The following is a 19614-nucleotide window of genomic DNA, read 5'->3' on the forward strand; positions in this document are numbered from 1 at the left end:
ATGGAACAAGGTAAATATTCAGTTGGTTTAGATATTGGGACTACCAAAATAGTTGCCATAATCGGTAAGGAGAATGAGTATGGGAAGATTGAGATTTTAGGGATTGGAAAATCTAAAAGTCTTGGGGTGCATAGAGGTGTTGTGAATAACATCACACAAACCATACAATCAATTCAACAAGCTGTAGAACAAGCGGAATCTAATTCAGGATTAAAAATTGGTTCGGTAGTAGTAGGTATAGCAGGGCAGCACATCCGTAGTTTGCAACACAGTGATTACATTACAAGAGATGATTCTGAACAGGTAATCAATGAGGACGATGTAGATAAGTTATGTAATCAAGTATATAAATTAATTATGCTTCCTGGTGAGGAAATTATTCATGTTTTACCTCAAGAATATAAAATTGATGGTCAGGCAGAGATTAAGGAACCAATGGGAATGTACGGCGCTCGTTTAGAAGCTAATTTTCATGTAGTTGTAGGTCAAGTATCTTCTATTAAAAATGTAGGACGTTGTATTAAAAGTGCAGGCTTAGATTTAGGCAGTATTACGTTGGAACCATTGGCATCTGCAAATGCGGTATTAAGTCAAGAAGAAAAAGAAGCAGGTGTTGCTTTGATTGATATAGGTGGTGGTACTACAGATTTAGCAATTTTCAAGGATGGCATTATTCGCCATACAGCGGTAATTCCATTTGGTGGAAATGTAATTACGGAAGATATCAAAGAAGGTTGTTCTATCATTGAAAAGCAAGCAGAGTTGCTTAAGATTAAGTTTGGTTCTGCATGGCCAGGAGAGAATAAAGAAAACGAAATAGTATCTATTCCAGGATTACGAGGAAGAGAGCCTAAGGAAATAACGCTAAAGAATTTGTCTAAAATTATCCATGCAAGAGTTGTGGAAATTGTAGAACAAGTATATGTCGAGATCAAGAATTATGGTCATGACGAACAAAAGAAAAAATTAATTGCAGGGATTGTATTAACGGGTGGTGGCAGCCAGTTGAAACATTTAAAACAATTGGTAGAATATATTACAGGTATGGATACCCGAATTGGTTATCCAAACGAACATTTAGCAGGAGATTCTGATGAGGAAATTGCGAGTCCGTTATATGCAACAGCAGTAGGGCTTTTAATGAACGCATTGAAAACTAAAGCTAAGAGTGAGGCAATTGAGGCTGAGGAAGAAGAACTGCAGACTCAATTGCCAGAAAATGAAATGAATGATGAAGCTACTGAAGCAGAAACTACAGTAGTAAAACCGGAAGTCCAAAGAGAACGTAAATCTATATTTGACAAATGGTCAGATAAGTTGAAAGATTTTTTGGATAACGCAGAATAAAAAAAGCACGAGAACACAGTATAACCAGTAATACAGAACGTATGAGTAACGATAACGAATTTGGAAGTATTTCCTTTGATTTGCCCAAAAATCAAAGTAATGTAATAAAAGTCATCGGGGTAGGTGGTGGCGGAAGCAATGCAATTAACCACATGTATTTGGCGGGAATAAATGGCGTTGATTTCATTATCTGTAATACAGATTCCCAAGCGCTTGATAATAGTACAGTACCGAATAAAATTCAATTAGGGGTTTCCTTAACTGAAGGTCTTGGTGCTGGCGCAAACCCAGAAGTGGGAGAGCAGTCTGCTATTGAGAGTATGGAAGAAATAAAAAATATGTTGGGTACCAACACTAAAATGGTTTTCATTACTGCAGGAATGGGCGGTGGTACTGGAACAGGTGCGGCACCAATGATAGCAAAACAAGCTAGGGAACTGGATATCCTTACGGTTGGTATTGTTACAATTCCTTTTCAGTTTGAAGGTCAAATGAGAACCAAGCAAGCGCAAGCAGGGATTGAAAAATTACGTAATAATGTAGATTCTCTTATCGTTATAAATAATAATAAATTAAGAGAGGTTTACGGAAACTTAGGCTTCAAGGCAGGTTTCTCTAAAGCAGATGAAGTTTTAGCTACAGCTGCTAGAGGTATTGCAGAGGTTATAACACATCACTATACGCAAAATATTGATTTACGTGATGCTAAAACTGTACTTTCTAATAGTGGTACAGCAATCATGGGGTCTTCAACTTCATCAGGTTCAAATAGAGCAAATGAAGCTATAATGAGTGCCTTAGATTCACCATTGTTAAATGATAATAAAATCTCTGGAGCTAAGAATGTATTATTATTAATTGTTTCCGGTACTAAAGAAATCACTATTGACGAAATAGGAGAGATCAACGATCATATACAAAATGAAGCGGGTCATAGCGCAAACATCATTATGGGTGTTGGTGAAGACGAAACACTGGGGGAAGCAATTGCTGTAACCGTGATCGCTACGGGTTTTAATATAGACCAACAGGATACTATTGTAAATACAGAATCTAAAAAAATAATCCATACACTTGAAGATAGTCAAAAGGCAGAACAATTGTTAATGGGTTCAGAGAATGTAGTTTTTCAGTTGGTCGAAGAAGAAGAGGAAAAAGTAAAAGAAGAGCCTAAAGTAGTAAAGCATGTTTTAAAAGAAGATAAGCCAGAGATGGATTTGATTCCGACTTCAAGCTATATTAAGAATTTTAATGTATTCTATGATGAAGTAATTGCTGAAAATGTAGGTGATGATTTTATTATAGTAGATTCAAAAGCTAAGATTGATGATTTTGAGGTTATTGCTCCAATTACTGTTTCTTCAACAAAAATAGAAGATGATCAATTTCTATTTAGTTTTGATGGCTCTGAGGTAGAAAAAACTAAAGAAAAGAAGAGAGAGAACGTTGTTCTGTTTTCTTTGGATGATGAAGTTAAAGATATGGATGTAAAAGATCCTATTGAAGTCATTCCGGTAGTAGAATATAATAAAGAAGGTGAAAAACGCTATAGTCTTGATGATTATATGGAGCTAGAGGGGAAACTTAATGAAGCTAAGTCTAAAGCAGAAAAAGTAGCACCTAAGGTTATAGAAGAAGAAATGCGTTTTGAGCAAAAAACAGTTGAAAAGGAAACTAAGCATGTAGAAGAAGCTGCTCATGTAGATCCTATGGATATGCCTTTAGAAGAGCTTCTTAGAAGTAGGTCTGAAGAAAGAAAGCGTAAATTAAAAGACTTCAATTATAAATTTCAAAACAATAATGCTAAGCATATTGATGAAATAGAAAAGCACCCAGCGTACAAACGTCAGGGAGTTCATTTAAATGAAGTGAATAGAGAAAACAAAATATCTAGAACATCATTAAGTGAAGATAGTAATGATGATATTCAAATAAGAACAAACAATTCTTTTTTACATGATAATGTAGATTAACTTTTGTTTTTTAAGAATTGTATAAACCCAGAAATACACAGTATTTTTGGGTTTATTTTTTTTATCTTCGTGCCGCTAAAATAAAATGTTATGAGCTTACAGGATCAGGTAATGACCGAGATTAAAACAGCGATGAAAGCTAAAGATAAAGTAGCTTTAGAATCGTTAAGAGCAATTAAATCTGCGTTATTATTGATGCAAACAGAAATTGGTTCGGGAGAAGCTATTTCAGAAGATGCAGAAATTCAGTTAGTTCAGAAATTAGTAAAGCAACGTAGGGATAGTGCTGCTATTTTCAATGAACAAGGAAGAGAAGATTTGGCTGCCCCAGAATTGGCTCAAGTAGCTATTATAGAAAAGTTCTTACCAGAGCAGTTAACTGAAGAAGAGATAGAAAAAGTAGTATTACAGACTATTGAAGCTACTGGTGCAGAGGGTATGAAAGATATGGGTAAAGTTATGGGTATGGTTTCCAAAGCGCTTGCAGGTCAAGCAGACGGTAAAACTATTTCTATGATCGTAAAAAAGAAATTAGCATAGTAAGAAAATAATAACGGCTGCGTAGTTCAACTGGATACCTGCCTGCCGGCAGGCAGGGAATATCAAGTGTAGGTATGAAGTACTATGTTTATGTGTTAGAAAGTGAGAAAGATCAAAGATGGTATAAAGGACATACTGTAGATATAGATAAGCGAATTAAAGAACATAATTCAGGAAAAACTAAATCAACCAAAGGGTTTATTCCTTGGAGATTGGTTTGTTTTGAAGTATTTGAAACAAGGGAAGAGGCTATACTAAGAGAAAAATATTTCAAAACTGGAAGCGGTAGAGAATTTTTAAAGAAAATAATAACGGCTGCGTAGTTCAACTGGATACCCGCCTACCGGCAGGCAGGGAATACCAAGTATAGGTATGAAGTACTATGTATATGTTAAAAAGTGGTAAAGAATAAAATATTTCAAAACCGGAAATGGCAGAGAATTTTTAAAAAAAAATAATAACGGCTGCGTAGTTCAACTGGATACCTGCCTGCCGGCAGGCAGGGAATATCAAGTGTAGGTATGAAGTACTATGTTTATGTGTTAGAAAGTAAGAAAGATCAAAGATGGTATAAAGGACATACTGTAGATATAGATAAGCGAATTAAAGAACATAATTCAGGAAAAACTAAATCAACCAAAGGGTTTATTCCTTGGAGATTGGTTTATTTTGAAGTATTTGAAACAAGGGAAGAGGCTATACTAAGAGAAAAATATTTCAAAACTGGAAGCGGTAGAGAATTTTTAAAGAAAATAATAACGGCTGCGTAGTTCAACTGGATACCCGCCTACCGGCAGGCAGGGAATACCAAGTATAGGTATGAAGTACTATGTATATGTTAAAAAGTGGTAAAGAATAAAATATTTCAAAACCGGAAATGGCAGAGAATTTTTAAAAAAAAATAATAACGGCTGCGTAGTTCAACTGGATAGAATATCAGATTTCGGCTCTGAGGGTTGGGGGTTCGAATCCCTTCGCGGTCACGAATAAATAAAAAGTCTCACAAAATATACAAGCTTGCTTGCCTATATTTTGTGAGACTTTTTATTTTCAAAGCGGAGCTTTAAGGGATCAACGCAGTTCATCCCTTATTCGTGAAAATGTTGAATATAGTTTTAATGCTTGCTTGGGTATATTTTGTGAGACTTTTTATTTTCAAAGCGGAGCTTTAAGGGAGCAACGCAGTTCATCCCTAATTCGTTTTTCTTGAATTATCGATTTTTGTTTTGCGTATATATTTACGGAACTCGCTATTTTCAAAGCGGAGTTTAAGGGATTAACGGAGTTCAATCTTAAAAGACCTTTTTTGGGGTAAGATAAATATTAGTATCTTGAATTCTTTAAAATGAAAACACGAAATAAAATATATGATTAAACGAGCATATTTTTTCAAGGGTATTATAAAACGTTTTGTTATACTTTTAGTTTTCTTTTATTCTGGATTTGTTGCTTCTCAAGAAATAACTCATTTAGAGACGCTACTACATCAGCTAGATTTAGATTTGTCTGTATGTAAAACGGATCTAGTGGTAGCTAAAGTACAGCCTAATAATCCGGAAGAAACGATTGTTGTTATTCCAGAAATTGTCCAAGAAGAGGAAGGTTATTTTGAGCTTAATAGCCATATTCTAATTATAGAAACTAATACAGGGAAAATAAAATCCAGATATTTTGAAGGTTCATTAACGAACGAGTGGTATTCAGATGCCGTTAGATTGGCGGAAATAAAGATTGATACGGCTCCTTATGATATTTCAGATACCCGAAACGCTTTTGGTATTCGGGTTTATTATTACAATAACTCACATCCGAATCCGTATAGTCATGAAACAATTTCGTTATTTTTTGATGAAAATAATACCCTAAAACAGGTTTTGAAAAATTTTGAAATGATGAGCTATGGGGGCGAAGTGGACTCAGAATGCGAAGCAGACCTAAGTGGCGTTGAAAAAGTGTTAATCCTTAAGGAAACAAAAACAAATGGCTATTTTGATATTTTAGTAAAAAGCACTGTGAGAACAACAACTAGAAAAGAAGCTGCAAACGGTGATTGCGTTGAAGAAGAAAAGATTACAAATCAAGATCAAGTATTGACGTTTGAAAACGGTAAATACCAATAAATATAAATTATGCTTTTAAAAACTGAATCAAGTACGCAATCAAAATACTTATCATAAGCCCTATATTCACTTTTGCTAAATCTTTGATGATAAGAGTATAGGTTGTTTTTAGTTGTTTTTTCTCTAAAAGATATTTTATGGCAATCTCTCTACCTGCTAAAATACCTACGAATGTCCAAGTGGTGCTCATAGGAACATCATTTAAAATGGTAAATAGGTAAAGTAATACTCCGTAGCAAGCATCTATAATCGTTGCAGAGCGAATATGCTGTGTGTTAGATTTCTGATTTACAATCTTCTGTATGTTTCCTCCTTTTACATTAAAGATGTATCCCATGATGCTTAAAATAACAATAAGGGATACTCCTAATTCATAAATGCTTAATTGGCGTGGTAAAAAGACAAAAATATTGGCGAAGTCCTGAATTAACCATTGTGACCATAAAAAGCCTGTAGAAAACCACTGTGCAACTAGCCAATAGGGTTTCTGCTTCTTTTTATCCATTAAACGGATCGCGGCTTTGGATTCTAATTTCTTAGCAATAATCAGGTATAGTAGTAATGCTGCTACAAAGGCAAGAACATAGCCAAAGATAGATTTAAAAATCATTTTCTCAATTAATTGTCCAGAAGAGAATACACTCAAAATCATAAATGTGGTACTCACAGGAATGCCAAATTTAGTAATGATTAATAAACTTAATGGCGCAAGAAGATACCACCAAGGTAAAGGGTTCGGCAGAGGTATTAGAGATAAGCGGCCAAAAGAAACATCGCCATGGTTAGTATACCATCCAAAAAATAAGGTTAGTGTTAATATGGTGCCTGCAAAAGCCCATAGATACCACCATTTTGTTTTACTATTTGATGAAATAAAAGTTCCCAGTGTTTGTATAACATCATTTGCAATAACAGAATAGGCAGCAATAAAAAAACCCAAACAAATTATAAGTTCATTCATTTAATATAGGAATTAAAATAATATCTTTTCTAAAAAAATCGCGTAAATGTAGGAGAATAATTGTTTCGTTAAAGGAATTATAAAAAAGATTGTAGATTAAATATTAGTGTACCTTTGTATTTTTATAAGTACATTAAATTTATCTTTTTAGATGAGCAAGATGTTGTGGTTTAAGAGTTTATTATTTATACTGTTATGTAGCAGTTTTCAAGGGTCGTATGCGGCTGTTGAATTCCAAGCGAAGCATGACAATTTAGATGTAGCTATTATTCTTGACCAAACTGCACTACAAGATAGAGTTACGATCAATGTAGATGCACTTAATGTTCTTTGGGAAAATACGACTTCTTCCAATCCGGACATTACCGTAAATTTAGTTTTTGGATCTTCTTTAAATCCATTAGAAAATTTATGTATTTGCAAAAATCAAATCGCTTTATTATATATTTCTTCTAGCGGTTTTATAGATCTTAAATTTGATACACATCAGATTGCCTATCAATTTCATTCCTTTCCTTAGTTTTTAAATGATTTTTATGGACTAGCACCACAAGAGTTGTTGCTGGTATTTTATGGAGTGCATTAAATCAAGCTGTATTAAAAATTGGATACAAAGATTTAAGAGCTCTTTTCTATCATCATTTTAAAAACAAAATATAACATGGATACTTCAGTTATAACCATATGTCTAGTTTTAGTAGGCATAATTTTTATTCCCTTCTTTTTATTTAACATGTCAGGGAAGTCTACTTCTAAAAAAGTTGAAGAAGCAGCAAAAGCATTAAACACAAAAAATCAATTAACAATCTCTCAGAGTGAGCTTTGGGGAAATGCATACATCGGAATCGATGAAAATAAACAAAAATTAGTGTTCTTGAAATTCTCAGAAAAAGAAACCTATGAGCGCGTGGTAGCCATTTCTTCTGTAAAAGATTGCATGATTTTAGAGCAAAGAAAATTCTTCAAAGTAAAAAATAAAAAAGATTCACATTTAGAAAAACTGGATCTGAAAATAACCTTGAAGTCAGGTCAGTATTTTGAACTTAATTTTTATGATGAAACACTTAACTATTCAGAAGATTTTGAGGTTAAAAGAATCGAGAAGTGGAAAATGCTGATTAATCAGCTAATTACTTTAGAAAGTAATGTTAAGCAAGTGGCTTAATTTTAGTTTGTTATTCCTTAAAAACCATTGTTGAGAAACAATGGTTTTTTGTTTTAAATGCTATTGGTTAATCATTTTTTGTATATTCCGTACATATTTTAATGGTCGTAAGCAGATGAACAATAGTATTTTAGACTATTGGTATGCAGGTGATTAAAAAAAGTTATTTTTGCGCGCTCAATTTTTTTAGTGTAGCGACTAACAAAGCCTATGGAAAAAATTATAAACTTGAAAAACACAATAGTTACTAAAGCTAAAACAGTATTCAAGTTTCTCCGAAAACACCCTTTTAAAAGTTTCTTTTATTTAATAGGTATTGGCTTTTTGTTTTCTGCTTTTTTTTTAATTCTTATTTACTTTGGAGCTTTTGGTAAACTACCAACAAAAGAATATCTCTTGCAGTTAGAAAACCCAGTTACCTCTACTATTTATGCATCAAATAACGAACCGATAGGGTATTATTTTCTTCAAAATAGATCTAATGCAGATAGTACTCAAATTTCAAAATATTTAAAAGATGCTTTAGTAGCTACAGAGGATAGCCGTTTTTATACCCACGGAGGGATAGACTATAAAAGTTATGGTCGGGTGTTTATAAAATCTATTCTGTTAGGTCAAAACGCTGGTGGTGGTAGTACCGTAACACAACAAGTTGCAAAGAATATTTTTGGGAGACAGAAGCGATTTTTTCTTTCAACTCCTATAAATAAAATCAGGGAGTTATTTATTGCTAAACGTTTAGAAAGTATCTATAGTAAAGATGAGATACTGTTGTTGTATTTTAATACCGTTTCTTTCGGAGAAAATATTTATGGTATAGAAAAAGCAGCCTATCGTTTTTTTAACAAGCCCCCCGAAAAACTATCCTTAGAAGAGTGTGCCACTTTGGTAGGAGTATTAAAGGCGCCGTCTTACTACAATCCTAGAATAAATCCTGAAAGAGCAACCAATCGTAGAAATGTTGTATTAAGCCAAATGGCAAAATATGGCTATATAACAGAGGCCGAAAAAGAAGCGGCTAAAAAACCTTTGGTTTTAGACTATCAATTGCCTAAAAAGACCTCTTCTTTTTCTTCTTACTTTAAAGATTTAGTGGCAGAAGAATTTGCTGCGTGGGCCGCAGAAAATCCTGCAGAAGATGGTCATATTTATGATTTGGAGGCAGATGGTCTAAGTGTGTATACTACTTTAAATACATCAATTCAAGAATATGCAGAAAAAGCATTGAATCGTCAGATTGAAAATTTACAAAAATTGATGGATCAATATTGGGATGCAGCTACGACAGAAGGAGGTAAAGAAGCATTACTTAAGATATTAACAGATCAAACAAAAGAGGTTAAAAAGTTAAAAGCGGAAGGTAAAAGTGATGAGGAACTTGCTTTGTTTGTGAAAGAAAAGAAAAAAAGAAACTATTGGGAAGTTGGTAAAGGCTATGAGCTTAAGTTAATGTCTTTAGAAGATTCTATAGCAAAAAGTATCAATAGATTGCATGCAAGTTTATTCGTAATGAGCAGTACTTCTGGGAGAATAATGGGGTATGTTGGCGGAATTGATTATGGTTTTAGTCAAACAGATAATATACGTACACCACGTCAGGTAGGATCTACATTTAAGCCTATAACTTATTTAGCTGCTCTAGAAGCGGGGCAAGACGTGTGTAGTTATTATAATAATAATTTGGTTACTTATGCAGAATATGAAGATTGGCAGCCTAGGAATGCTGCTGGTGGGTATGGTGGTAGTTACAGTATGCATGGCGCACTAGCAAATTCAGTCAATACTGTTTCTGTAAACATACAGTTAAAAGTTGGGGTAGAACGTGTTTTAGCTCAGGCGAAAAAAATGGGTGTAGAAGCACAGCTTCCAGAGGTTCCTTCTATTGTTTTAGGGACGGCAGATATTAGTCTCTTAGAAATGGCGACAGCTTATGCTAGTATTTCTAACGGAGGTAATAAGATAAAGCCTTTTACGATAGAGCGAATAATAAACGAAGACGGTGCTGTTGTATTTGAAGCTAAACCAGAATACCAAGGGCGCGTTGCAGGGTACACTCATGTAAAACAACTCCAAAAAATGATGGAGGGTGTCGTTACAAATGGAACAGCACAACGATTAATGGGCTATGGGATTCCGTATAATTTAATTGGAAAAACAGGTACCACACAAAATAACGGAGATGGATGGTTTATTGGAGCATCGCCAGAACTGGTTGTTGGAGCTTGGGTAGGTACTTATGATAAACGAGTACAATTTTCAACCACAAGAATGGGGTCAGGTTCAAATACGGCTTTGCCTATGGTAGGCTCCGTGTTTCATGATTTAAGCACTTGGAAGAGACCTATTTTGACTAATTTTAAATACGACTTTGATCATTTTCCTTGTCCGCCATACTTAGAAATGAATGCTAAAGAAGCTTTTGAATTTGCGAAAACAGACACGCTCTATATCCAAAACTTAAGAATTCAAGATTCACTAAAAATATGGTCACAATTACCGGTGCCAATAGATTCGCTACAAGGGATTGTCCCGGCAACGATTAAAACAGATTCAACTGTTTTAGATAGTGTGCCTGCTATTTTAAGTGCTATTTTAAAGTAGTCTATATTAGTTTCTGTTGATGTCAAAAATTTTGCCACTACTATACATAGCTGTAATTTCTTTTTTTGAAAACCCATAGACTACATCAGGATAATTTTCTGGGGAGTCTATTTTGTAAATTCGGGATGCTTCACTAATTTCAAAATCATTTAGTGCAATAAAAAGGCTATCACTATCTACTTGGATTACTTTCATAGTAGAAAACTGCTTATTGGCAACTCTATATTCATATACGTCACCAGCCATTGGCTGATTCAAATATTCTTGTTCTAATTTTTTATTATTCTGACTTGTGAATCCCGCAAAGATTAAAAAGAAAAATGCGATGAATACACCAGAAAATTGCCAAATTGGACCTTTGGTTTCTTTTTTAATTATTTGATATTCTTTCTTTAAAGGTTCAGGCATTTCATTAGAACGTAATGCTTGTTTGCAATTTTTGCAATGCGATGCACCAGACTTTCCTAAAGGGAAAATTGGAACCCAGAAAATATGTGCATGTTTTCTATAAACACTAATCAATAAAGTTCCTTTTTCTTCGCAATTAGGGCAAACAGGGGTTGTTTTTTGTACTGAATGTAAATGTGCTGAGCGCGTACCGTAAATGATCATAACGACTAAAATTAAAGGTTAATTACTGGACTTGATTGCTAGCAATTTCTTTTTGCTTGAAATATTTTAGGTATTCGTTTGTTGTAAACAAAGTAGAAACAGTTTCTCTAATTTGCGCATCTTTTAAGGCAGAATTTGCAGTTCTATATTCTGGGTTTAATAATCGTGTAGTAGCTAGCGTGTCACAAAGTAATTCTTCTCCTTTATCATTGGTTACTTTTAAAGTAGCAGTACTTTGTAAAAGAGATTTTCCGTTTATTAGGATGGTTAGCGTATCTGTGTTGTTTTGACCAGAGAATGATTTTACAGCGCTATTCGTTAATAGTAAATCGGATTTAATAATAGCAGTTTGCTTAGATGTTTCTGAAGTTTTCTTGTCATTAGAGCAAGAAAAGAATAAGGTAGTAAGTGCTATTAAAATAAGTTTGTTCATCATCATTGTATTGTTGTTTGTTCAATACAAAGATCAAGCGATTGCTCTATTTTTTTTACACCTTAAAAAGTGAAATTGATACTCCCTGTTTTCAGGGATAGGTAATTAATAATAGAAAGATGTTTATTTCCTAATTCGATTTTATTCGTCTAGAAGTCCCATTTTTAAAGCATGCTTAGTTAAACCTGCTAGGTTTTTTACGTTTAGTTTTGAAATTAGATTTTTTCTATAACTTTCTATAGTATGCTTGCTTAAAAATAATTTATCAGCAATTTCTTGAGTCGTATTTTCTTCGGCAATCAGTTTTAAAACTTCTTTTTCTCTATCGGTTAAAGAAATTTCTTCCATTTTCTTATTCTCGAACATCGCATCCGTATAGGCTTTCTTTATTTCTGGAGAAAAATATTTCTCTCCTTTTATAATACTGCGTATAGCGGTTAGCAATTCTTCTTTTTCAGCATTTTTTGGTACATAACCGTCCACATTGTTTTTGATGAGTTTGTCAATCATCATTCCATCAATATGCATGCTAACCACAAGCGTTTTTAAAGAAGGATATTTGCTTTTTACAATTTTGTTTAATTCAATACCTCCCATTTCAGGCATCGTTAAATCCGTTATTAGTAAATGAATATTATCGGCACTATTGATGCTTAAATATTTTTCGACTTGAGCTCCGTTTTTAGCGGTAAGAATCACAGAAAATTCAGGAGCTTCATTTAGAATACTGATTAAACCATCAATAAACATTTTATGATCGTCAGCAATAATTAGATTATAGTTCATGTACTGTTTTTTTTAAATCGGGAATCTCTATGGCAATTACAGTTCCTCTATTTTCAGAAGAATCAATATGTAGGGTTCCTTTTAATTTTTTTATTCTACTGGTAATATTCTTTAGACCAATACCCGTTTCCTTTTCTAACGTATTAAATCCTTTTCCATTATCTTCAAAGAGTAAAGATAGTTCGTCACCGATAAGATTTAGATGAATATCTACATTTTTTGCTTTCGCATGCTTTTGTGTATTTGTCATTAATTCTTGAAGAATTTTAAAAAGCTCTACCTGAATTTTTTCATCAATTTTATTGATATTTTCTTTTGGATGTGGGTGAAAAGCTACTTGAATGGTATTGGTTCTTGAGATAGAATTTGCAAATTCTTGTACCAAATCAGTAAATGCATTTTGTTTGAACTTTTTAGGAATTAGCGTATGCGATATATCGCGAACCAATTGGTAAGTTTCGTCTATTTGAGTATTGATTGTTTTTAAAGCATCAGAATCTTTTGCCAAACTAGAGAGCTGCAGTTTTATACCTGCGAGGTTACCACCAATGCTATCATGTAGTTCTTGAGCAATACGTTTTCGTTCTTCATCTTGCCCCTCTACAGCTGCCTTGATTAAATTTAATTCTTGCTCTTGGATTAGAGATTTTACTTTTTGCGTATTTATTTCTTCCTGTTTTTTAGAAAGTTCGCTCTGGGTTTGTAATTTTTGGTAATACACGAAAAGTAAGGCGATAATCGGAATTAGAATAACTAAAAAGCCGATTAAAAAAGCATTTTTAATTGTTTTTTGACGACTTAATTCTGCTTCTTTTAGAAGCTTATCTTCTTCTAGTGTATTTATCTCTTTTTCTTTTTCTAAAGTTTCATATTGCACTTCCAATTCTTTGATAATGGCTTTTTGTTGCCTTTCGTTAATCTCACCGATAACTCTAAAAAGTTGTGTCATGGAAGCATAAGCATTTTCATAATCATTTTGTTCTTGAAAGCAGCGCGATTGTATAATTAAAGACTCTCTTTGGAACTGGAGATTATCGCTGTCTATAGCGTTAATATATGCCGTAGATAAACCCAATACTGCTATGTCATAAAAGCCTTGTTTGTAAAAAAGTCGCGCAATTAAAAGAGAGCCTTCAAAGTAAATAGCATCAAAACCCTTTTCTTTAGCTTCATTTCTCGTGGTTTCATATTCGGGAAATGCTCCTTTAAAATCATTTTGCGCTTCTTTTAGTTTGGCAATTTCTAAACGAATAGTAAGTAATGTTTCTTCATCATCAAGAGTATTAGATACTTTAGATGCTTTGTCGTAATAGTTCTGAGCTTGAATGTAGTCGTTATTAAACCTATAGGCTTTTCCTAGTAAAATGTAATTCTGCGTTTTTAAAGAAGGGAATTCGGGTGTAAATTCTGAAAGAGATTTTTCTAGTAAGCCAATTGCCTTATCTATATTGCCTTGCGAGATATAACTTTGCGCTAGTCCAAGCTTGTGCTTGTACTTAAACTCTGTATAATTAGTTTCCTCGGCTTCTTGTAATCCTTGTAGAAACCATTTCACAGCATTGTCATACAAGCCATTCATTATATTACCTTTTCCTAAATAATAATTGGCTTTAGAGGAAAATCTTTCTTTTATTTTTGGAGTCTGACTCCAGTTGTTAACCTCTTTTAAATATAAGTTAGCATAATGTACAACAGAATCTGTATTTGTTTTTCTAATATGAAAGTCTAATAGTTGATCTATAATTGAAAATCGTTGTACACCATATTCAGCCGTTTTTAATTCCTTATAATAGGGTTCAAGTGATTTTGGAGTTGTTCTCTGCGCCCATCCAAAATAGATCATTGGTGCTATATTGGAGGTGTCTTTCTCTTTCTCTTTTTCTATCTCTTTCCCCTGAGATAAACCTATCGCAGTATTTAAAAATAATAAACTAAAAAATAATAAAAGAGATTGGTTAGAGAAACTGCGATAATTTAAATGCATAATTTAGGATTACTATTAAAAATTGAAATCTATACATTCAATTTTTAAAGACTATAAAACTACTAACTTTCTTTAAGGATGTACTCCCTGAATTCCGTGATTTGTAATGAGTTACTAGTTTTTATTTTTTCAAAATAGAATCCATAATCATTTTGGCATGAACTCTAGAGTTTTCTATAAACCACTTGTGAGTCTCCATTCCGCCACAAATAACACCAGCTAAGTATAAGTTAGGAACGTTAGTTTCCATGGTCTCTTGATCGTAATTTGGTAATCTTTTGTTATCGTCGGATAAGGCAACACCAAGATTTTCAAGAAATTCAAAATTGGGTTTGTATCCCGTAAGTGCTAGAACAAAATCGTTTTCAATAGTCTTAACGCCTTCAGGGGTAGTAACTAATATTTTATCATGCTCAATTTCTTTTAATGTAGCATTATAAAATACGGAAATGCTACCTTCTTCAAGGCGATTGATGATATCTGGACGAACCCAATACTTTACACGTTGGCCAACTTCAGTACCTCTAATAATTAAAGTTACTTCAGCACCTTTTCTATAGCATTCTAAAGCAGCATCTATGGCAGAATTACTAGCGCCGATTACCGCAACTTTTTGTTGTGCGTAATAGTGCGGATTGTCATAATAATGCTTAACCTTTTCTAACTGCTCTCCAGGAATGTTTAAGGTATTTGGTAAGTCATAAAAACCTGTTGCAATCACAACGTTTGTAGCAGTATAACTTTTCTTATTTGTAGTGATTTCAAAAGAGGTATCAGTTTTTACTACATTTTTAACTTTTTCGAAAAGATGAATGTTAAGCATGTTGCTGGTTACAATTCTACGGTAATATTCTAGCGCTTCATCTCTTTTTGGCTTTGGCTCTTTGCTGATAAAAGGAATTTGATCTATCTCTAATTTTTCTGATGAAGAGAAAAATTGCATGTTACTAGGGTAGTGAAAAATGGAATTTACTATGGGTCCTTTTTCAATAATTAAATAACTAAGTCCTTTTTTTTTAGCTTCTAATCCACAAGCTATTCCTATGGGGCCTCCGCCAACAATAACAACATCAAAATTTTTCATTATCCTGCAATATCTTTTAATTCTTGAATTGTTTTTACGGGGTCTTTGCTGTTAAATATAAAACTACCAGCCACTAATACATCTGCTCCAGCATCTTTTAAAGCTTTTGCGTTTTTATCGGTTACGCCACCATCAATCTCAATAAGGGTTTTTGCTCCTTTGCGCTCTATTAGAGCTTTTAATGCTCTGATTTTATCATAGGTATTTTCAATAAAAGACTGTCCTCCAAAACCTGGGTTTACACTCATCATACAAACTACATCAATATCTTTAATAGTATCTTCAAGAAGCATGATGTTGGTATGTGGATTTAATGCTACGCCCGCTTTCATACCTTCTGCTTTTATCGCTTGTAAAGTGCGGTGCAAGTGTGTACATGCTTCATAATGTACAGATAGGTTCGTAGCACCGAGTTCCGCAAAGGTTTTAATGTACCGATCGGGATCTACAATCATCAAATGTACATCAAGCGGTTTTGTCGCATATTTTGCAATAGCTTTTACCACAGGAATTCCGTAAGAGATATTAGGAACAAAAACACCATCCATAATATCTATATGATGCCAATCTGCGTTGCTATTGTTGATCATTTCTACATCGCGCTGTAAGTTTCCAAAGTCTGCTGCCAAAAGTGACGGTGCAATCATTATATTTCCCATTTGAAATCTGTCCTTTTCTGTTTCTACAAAAATAGTGAATTTGATGGGGAACTATAAAATCAAACCTGTTTATAAACGATATGAGTTCATAGGTTTTATAATTGTAACAAGTTTACAGGCTAAGCTGTCTAAGTCCTTCATAAACAACAATGCTTACGGCATTTGCAAGGTTAAGACTTCTAACATGATCACTGTGCAAAGGTATTTTGTACAAACTGTTACTGTTCTGTGCTGTTATTTCTTCGGGTAACCCTTTAGATTCTTTCCCGAAAATTAGAAATAAATTGTCTTTAAAATCAATATCCCAATGAGTTTTATCTCCATGGCTAGAAAAGTATACGAATTCTTTATCCGAATTTTTTAGGTAGAAATCTTCAATACTATCATATATGGTTAAAGAGATATGTTGCCAGTAATCTAATCCAGCTCTTTTTACCCGTTTGTCACTTAGTTCAAATCCAAACGGTTTTACTAAATGCAGGTGACTACCAGAAGCTAAACTCAAGCGCCCAATATTTCCGGTATTATTAGGAATTTCAGGTTCGAATAATACAATATGTAAAGGCATTATTTTTTAATCGAATTTAAGTATAAATGTTCTACTTTTTCTCTAGCCCAAGGTGTTTTTCTTAAGAAATTTAAGCTAGACTTTATGGTCTGATTACTTTTAAAGCAATTGATATTTATTTGCAAAGACATTTCTTTCCAGCCATATTTTTCCACTAAAAACTCAAGGATGTCTTTAAGTTTTACGCCGTGTAGCGGATTGTTGGGTTGTTCTTGTTTGTTTTCAGTTTGCATTAAGAAATTGAATATCAGTTAAGTGAAAAAATCTTTAAAATTAAAAACTCCGGTAATCAGCCGGAGTTTATTCATCAATCAAAAAACGAACAGTCATGATAACTGTTGTTATAGTTCACAAATTACAATTTTTGTACCAAATTTCCAATTTAGAAAAGTTTTACAGTAATTTATGCTTGGAGGTATTAGCCAAGATATGTTTTTAATATTTTACTTCTAGACGTATGCTTTAATCTACGAATCGCTTTTTCTTTAATTTGACGTACACGTTCTCTTGTAAGGTCAAAAGTTTCGCCAATTTCTTCAAGTGTCATAGAATGTTGACCTGCAAGTCCAAAATACAACCGAATAACATCAGCTTCTCTTGGTGTTAAGGTCTCTAAAGCTCTTTCTATTTCAGTTCGTAAAGATTCATGCAATAACTCTCTGTCAGGATTAGGAGACTCACCACTACGTAATACATCATAAAGGTTAGAATCTTCTCCATCAATTAAAGGGGCATCCATGGAGACGTGACGACCAGAGTTTTTCAATGATTGTTTCACATCTTCAACAGTCATATCTAATTCTTTTGCAATTTCTTCTGGTGAAGGTTGGCGTTCATGCGCTTGCTCCAAGAAGGCAAAAGTTTTATTAATCTTGTTTATAGATCCAATTTTGTTTAATGGTAAACGAACAATACGAGACTGTTCTGCTAATGCTTGTAAGATAGATTGACGAATCCACCAAACAGCGTAAGAGATAAATTTAAAACCACGCGTTTCATCAAAACGTTGTGCGGCTTTAATAAGACCAAGGTTACCCTCATTAATTAAATCAGGAAGTGTAAGCCCTTGATTTTGGTATTGTTTTGCAACAGATACCACGAATCTTAAGTTCGCTTTGGTTAATTTTTCCAAAGCTGCTTGATCACCTTTTTTTATTCGTTGTGCCAATTCTACTTCTTCATCGGCGGTAATTAAATCTACCTTACCAATTTCTTGTAAATATTTGTCTAACGAAGCGGTCTCCCTGTTGGTTACCTGTTTTGTAATCTTTAGCTGTCTCATCTAAATATTCCTTTCTAATATTATATTGTTATGCATTAGCTGCATTAGATTATACGTTGAAAAATAAAAAATGTTACAAACATGATGGATTATTTTGATTTTTTTGGATAAAATACCTGTTTTGAGGTTGTATTATTCAAAATCCAAGAGTTGAGTGGCCTTTATTAAGTTTTTTAAAGCATCAATTTTTTCGTAAAGTTTATTAAAAAAAATGTTCCGTTCCTTTTCTCCTGTACTGTTTAATAGTTTTGACATTTGTAGCTGTCGCATCATAAATGCTTCTGCTTGATCACAAGTATGTCTGTCATTTGTCTTATAATAAGAGAGTAGTGTAAATGGTACGTAGAGTGATTTTAAGTTAGGAGCAGTTACTAAAATAGTGTTATTCATTAAATGAAGTTCATTGTAATAGAACATGAAATTAGTAGTCGTAGAATTAATTTTTTCTGCAATTTTTTGAATTAATTTTTTAAGTTGTTCGCATAAAATTAAGCCACTTTCTGTAGTTATAATACCCGCTTTGTGATAATAATGTATTTGTTTTAAAGTACTGTTTATGGTTGTAATGTCCCATATTTCTGTAATATTTAAGTCGTTGTACAAACTGCCTAATTTAGTGCCGGCTTGTATTAATGAAAGCGTTGGGCTAAATTCTTCAAATGCTTTATTGTTAAATGTTTTGTCTAAAAGCTTTAACCAAACAAATAGTTTGAAGTGGCTTAATTCATCATTAGAAAGGTTATAAAAAATAGGAATATCTTTCGCAGAATATAAGATTCTACAATCTTTTTTCTTTAACAGGGGGATTAAGGAAGTATAAGAATCTTCAAAGTACTGTTGTAATTCTTCTTCTTTATTAATTCCATTTGTTTTTTCTACGACTACAAAATTTGATGTACCACTACCAAATAATCTATCTAGCGACAGATTAAAGTATTTTGCTAAAATAATTGTTTCGTCTAAAGAAAATTTACTTTTTAAACTAGTGCGTCTGTGGGCGGCATCATAACTAATTTCTAATGCTGTCGCAATACTTTCTATTAAAGATTCATTCGGAGGTAAGATCTCCTGAACATGATTAAGTAGTTCTTTTTGAAACATAAAATTGTGATTATCGCAAATAATATATTGTACTTATGTGAATATACCTATTTAATTTGTGTTATATGCAATAATTTTGGATCGTAACTAACATTTAAAATTATGAAATATATTCTAATAGTTTTTGTTTTTTGGGTAAGTGGTCAAGTTCAAGCTCAAAATGAGCTGCAAAATAGAAAATTTAGAGCTCCATTATGGACAACGCATGATACTGATGTAGATATTGCAGGTGTTTCATTTGGGTTTGTGCCAAGAGATTTGACTAATGATACTTCTTTGGTGAGAACCTATGGAGTAAGGGTAGAGGCTTTTCCGTTGTCTTTCTTTTACTTTATGGCTCCTAAAAGCCCTTTGTCTACGTATAATGAAGAATATTATAAAACTTTATAGAGGTCAGT

General features: G+C 33.3%; 21 protein-coding genes and 1 tRNA gene. 11 read left to right on the forward strand and 11 right to left on the reverse strand.

What is annotated here, in order from left to right; genetic code table 11:
• From ftsA to CELAL_RS11050, 7 genes are all read left to right on the forward strand, one after another.
• Positions 1 to 1347 (forward strand): cell division protein FtsA, encoded by a 1347-nt coding sequence (gene ftsA / locus CELAL_RS11020; protein ID WP_013550988.1) that lies wholly within the window; start codon positions 1 to 3, stop codon positions 1345 to 1347.
• 41 nt (positions 1348 to 1388) lie between these two features.
• The gene (ftsZ, locus tag CELAL_RS11025) at positions 1389 to 3320 is read left to right on the forward strand and encodes a cell division protein FtsZ (protein ID WP_013550989.1); all 1932 of its coding nucleotides are present in this window, start codon (positions 1389 to 1391) and stop codon (positions 3318 to 3320) included.
• Between the two features lie 90 nt (positions 3321 to 3410).
• Complete coding sequence (locus CELAL_RS11030) at positions 3411 to 3860, forward strand: GatB/YqeY domain-containing protein (RefSeq protein WP_013550990.1); 450 nt, start codon at positions 3411 to 3413, stop codon at positions 3858 to 3860.
• Between the two features lie 74 nt (positions 3861 to 3934).
• Entirely contained in the window at positions 3935 to 4183 is a 249-nt protein-coding gene (locus tag CELAL_RS11035; RefSeq protein ID WP_013550991.1) for a GIY-YIG nuclease family protein, read from the forward strand.
• Positions 4184 to 4381: 198 nt separating this feature from the next.
• The gene (locus CELAL_RS11040; RefSeq protein WP_013550992.1) at positions 4382 to 4630 is read left to right on the forward strand and encodes a GIY-YIG nuclease family protein; all 249 of its coding nucleotides are present in this window, start codon (positions 4382 to 4384) and stop codon (positions 4628 to 4630) included.
• A gap of 139 nt (positions 4631 to 4769) precedes the next feature.
• Positions 4770 to 4843: transfer RNA gene (locus tag CELAL_RS11045), tRNA-Arg, on the forward strand.
• Positions 4844 to 5227: 384 nt separating this feature from the next.
• Positions 5228 to 5980 (forward strand): PA3715 family protein, encoded by a 753-nt coding sequence (locus tag CELAL_RS11050; protein WP_013550993.1) that lies wholly within the window; start codon positions 5228 to 5230, stop codon positions 5978 to 5980.
• A 7-nt stretch (positions 5981 to 5987) separates the two neighbouring features.
• Here CELAL_RS11050 and CELAL_RS11055 read toward each other — a convergent pair whose 3' ends face one another.
• Entirely contained in the window at positions 5988 to 6941 is a 954-nt protein-coding gene (locus CELAL_RS11055; protein ID WP_013550994.1) for a hypothetical protein, read from the reverse strand.
• Positions 6942 to 7092: 151 nt separating this feature from the next.
• Here CELAL_RS11055 and CELAL_RS11060 point away from each other — a divergent pair, with 151 nt between their 5' ends.
• The 3 genes from CELAL_RS11060 to CELAL_RS11070 all read left to right on the forward strand — a co-directional run bounded on the left by CELAL_RS11060 (position 7093) and on the right by CELAL_RS11070 (position 10707).
• Positions 7093 to 7461 carry a hypothetical protein gene (locus CELAL_RS11060; RefSeq protein WP_013550995.1) on the forward strand — a complete coding sequence of 123 codons (369 nt, stop codon included), beginning with the start codon at positions 7093 to 7095 and terminating at the stop codon, positions 7459 to 7461.
• Positions 7462 to 7602: 141 nt separating this feature from the next.
• Positions 7603 to 8106 carry a hypothetical protein gene (locus CELAL_RS11065; protein ID WP_013550996.1) on the forward strand — a complete coding sequence of 168 codons (504 nt, stop codon included), beginning with the start codon at positions 7603 to 7605 and terminating at the stop codon, positions 8104 to 8106.
• Positions 8107 to 8334: 228 nt separating this feature from the next.
• On the forward strand, positions 8335 to 10707 hold the full coding sequence (locus tag CELAL_RS11070; RefSeq protein WP_245529617.1) for a transglycosylase domain-containing protein: 2373 nt from the start codon (positions 8335 to 8337) through the stop codon (positions 10705 to 10707).
• Between the two features lie 6 nt (positions 10708 to 10713).
• On the opposite strand, the gene CELAL_RS11075 is transcribed toward CELAL_RS11070, so the two are convergent.
• From CELAL_RS11075 to CELAL_RS11120, 10 genes are all read right to left on the reverse strand, one after another.
• Positions 10714 to 11319: a zinc ribbon domain-containing protein gene (locus CELAL_RS11075; protein WP_013550998.1), complete on the reverse strand. Its 606-nt coding sequence runs from the start codon at positions 11317 to 11319 to the stop codon at positions 10714 to 10716.
• A 22-nt stretch (positions 11320 to 11341) separates the two neighbouring features.
• Positions 11342 to 11758 carry a hypothetical protein gene (locus tag CELAL_RS11080; RefSeq protein ID WP_013550999.1) on the reverse strand — a complete coding sequence of 139 codons (417 nt, stop codon included), beginning with the start codon at positions 11756 to 11758 and terminating at the stop codon, positions 11342 to 11344.
• 135 nt (positions 11759 to 11893) lie between these two features.
• On the reverse strand, positions 11894 to 12538 hold the full coding sequence (locus CELAL_RS11085) for a response regulator (protein ID WP_013551000.1): 645 nt from the start codon (positions 12536 to 12538) through the stop codon (positions 11894 to 11896).
• A complete protein-coding gene (locus tag CELAL_RS11090) occupies positions 12528 to 14522 on the reverse strand; it encodes a tetratricopeptide repeat-containing sensor histidine kinase (protein WP_013551001.1) in 1995 nt (664 codons plus the stop codon). Before CELAL_RS11090 ends, CELAL_RS11085 begins: the two co-directional genes overlap by 11 nt.
• 121 nt (positions 14523 to 14643) lie before the next feature.
• Positions 14644 to 15606 (reverse strand): YpdA family putative bacillithiol disulfide reductase, encoded by a 963-nt coding sequence (locus CELAL_RS11095; protein ID WP_013551002.1) that lies wholly within the window; start codon positions 15604 to 15606, stop codon positions 14644 to 14646.
• Positions 15606 to 16265: a ribulose-phosphate 3-epimerase gene (gene rpe / locus CELAL_RS11100; RefSeq protein WP_041557703.1), complete on the reverse strand. Its 660-nt coding sequence runs from the start codon at positions 16263 to 16265 to the stop codon at positions 15606 to 15608. The genes CELAL_RS11095 and rpe overlap by 1 nt, the downstream gene beginning before the upstream one ends.
• Positions 16266 to 16377: 112 nt before the next feature.
• Positions 16378 to 16833, reverse strand: a complete 456-nt coding sequence (locus tag CELAL_RS11105; protein WP_013551004.1) for a tRNA (cytidine(34)-2'-O)-methyltransferase — start codon at positions 16831 to 16833, stop codon at positions 16378 to 16380.
• The gene (locus CELAL_RS11110) at positions 16833 to 17066 is read right to left on the reverse strand and encodes a VF530 family protein (RefSeq protein ID WP_013551005.1); all 234 of its coding nucleotides are present in this window, start codon (positions 17064 to 17066) and stop codon (positions 16833 to 16835) included. Before CELAL_RS11110 ends, CELAL_RS11105 begins: the two co-directional genes overlap by 1 nt.
• Positions 17067 to 17251: 185 nt before the next feature.
• Positions 17252 to 18115 carry a sigma-70 family RNA polymerase sigma factor gene (locus CELAL_RS11115; protein ID WP_013551006.1) on the reverse strand — a complete coding sequence of 288 codons (864 nt, stop codon included), beginning with the start codon at positions 18113 to 18115 and terminating at the stop codon, positions 17252 to 17254.
• 132 nt (positions 18116 to 18247) lie between these two features.
• A complete protein-coding gene (locus tag CELAL_RS11120) occupies positions 18248 to 19216 on the reverse strand; it encodes a hypothetical protein (RefSeq protein ID WP_013551007.1) in 969 nt (322 codons plus the stop codon).
• 102 nt (positions 19217 to 19318) lie between these two features.
• Here CELAL_RS11120 and CELAL_RS11125 point away from each other — a divergent pair, with 102 nt between their 5' ends.
• Positions 19319 to 19606, forward strand: coding sequence for a hypothetical protein (locus CELAL_RS11125; protein WP_013551008.1), 288 nt, complete (start codon positions 19319 to 19321; stop codon positions 19604 to 19606).
• The last annotated feature ends 8 nt before the right edge of the window (positions 19607 to 19614 follow it).

Origin of the sequence: Cellulophaga algicola DSM 14237, assembly GCF_000186265.1 — a bacterium.
Lineage (GTDB): Bacteria > Bacteroidota > Bacteroidia > Flavobacteriales > Flavobacteriaceae > Cellulophaga > Cellulophaga algicola.